This window comes from Paenibacillus paridis, from assembly GCF_006345825.1.
Lineage (GTDB): Bacteria > Bacillota > Bacilli > Paenibacillales > Paenibacillaceae > Pristimantibacillus > Pristimantibacillus paridis.
This window is the reverse complement of sequence record NZ_VCIX01000062.1, coordinates 1-947: the sequence shown is the minus strand read 5'-3', so window position 1 is coordinate 947 and position 947 is coordinate 1. Positions and strand designations below refer to the sequence as shown.

Here is a 947-nt window from a genome sequence, read left to right as displayed (position 1 = left end):
CATTTCTGTTATTGAGGTAATAAAAAAAGAGGCATTAAATGCCTCTTTTTTATTACTTCAATAACCCTCTTTTCCCAAAATCACCACGCAGCGCATCATTTACAATTCTAGACTTAGCGCCTCGCCCAGCTTTCTTACCTAAACGATCAAGAATTTCGGCAATTTGAGGCTCTAAATATACGCCTACCAGCACAAGATTATTTTTTTTCAGGTTTCCTTCAATCACACGGTCTAGAAAACGTTCTTGTATATCTTCTTTCTCTTCTGCACGTTCCGTACGTTTTTTATCGTCTTCTTCAACAAGAATATTATCATTAACATTAACATTCACATTTTCCTTAACAACGTTTGCTACATCTTCAAATCCTGCGATGCTCCTATTTTTTCTGGCCATTTCCATTAATCTCCTTCCCTAAATCAAAGTAACAAGAAACAACAGAATGTTTCGGGTCTGCTAGCGTCGATGGCAGGNCTAGCGTCGATGGCAGGCGTTCAAACGCTACATTAGACGCAAAACGAACGGATCGAGGAATGACTGTATCAAATAGACGAATTCCTCTTTCATGGCAGAACTTTCTGCATTCTTGTAATACCTGAGTATGTACAATGGTTCTGGTATCGACGAGTGTGGCCACTACGCCAAGAATGGAGAGGCTTGGATTATGTTTGCTTTTAAAATCCTCAATCGATTGGATGATTTTCAATAGTGAACGCATAGAATAAGATTCTGGCTGGAAGGGTATAAGGACCCCATTCGCTGCAGTAAGAATCGATCCTGTCGTCAGCCCCATGTTTGGAGGACTGTCAATTAAGATATAATCATATTGGCTTTTAAGTGGTTCGATTGCATCTTTTAATAAGAAAAAGGGCTTTGGGTACTTTTCTCTCTCCGTAAGTACATCCAATTCAAAAAAGGCCATGTCGTCATTGGATGGCAGCACATCAAT

Annotated in this window: 2 protein-coding genes; both read right to left on the bottom strand. The window is 39.6% G+C overall.

Annotated features, from left to right (window positions below):
• Nucleotides 1–52: 52 nt before the first annotated feature.
• On the bottom strand, nt 53–394 hold the full coding sequence (locus FJQ58_RS02235; RefSeq protein ID WP_139990810.1) for a hypothetical protein: 342 nt from the start codon (nt 392–394) through the stop codon (nt 53–55).
• Nucleotides 378–941: a ParA family protein gene (locus tag FJQ58_RS02230; RefSeq protein ID WP_476641266.1), complete on the bottom strand. Its 564-nt coding sequence runs from the start codon at nt 939–941 to the stop codon at nt 378–380. Before FJQ58_RS02230 ends, FJQ58_RS02235 begins: the two co-directional genes overlap by 17 nt.
• Nucleotides 942–947: the final 6 nt, after the last annotated feature.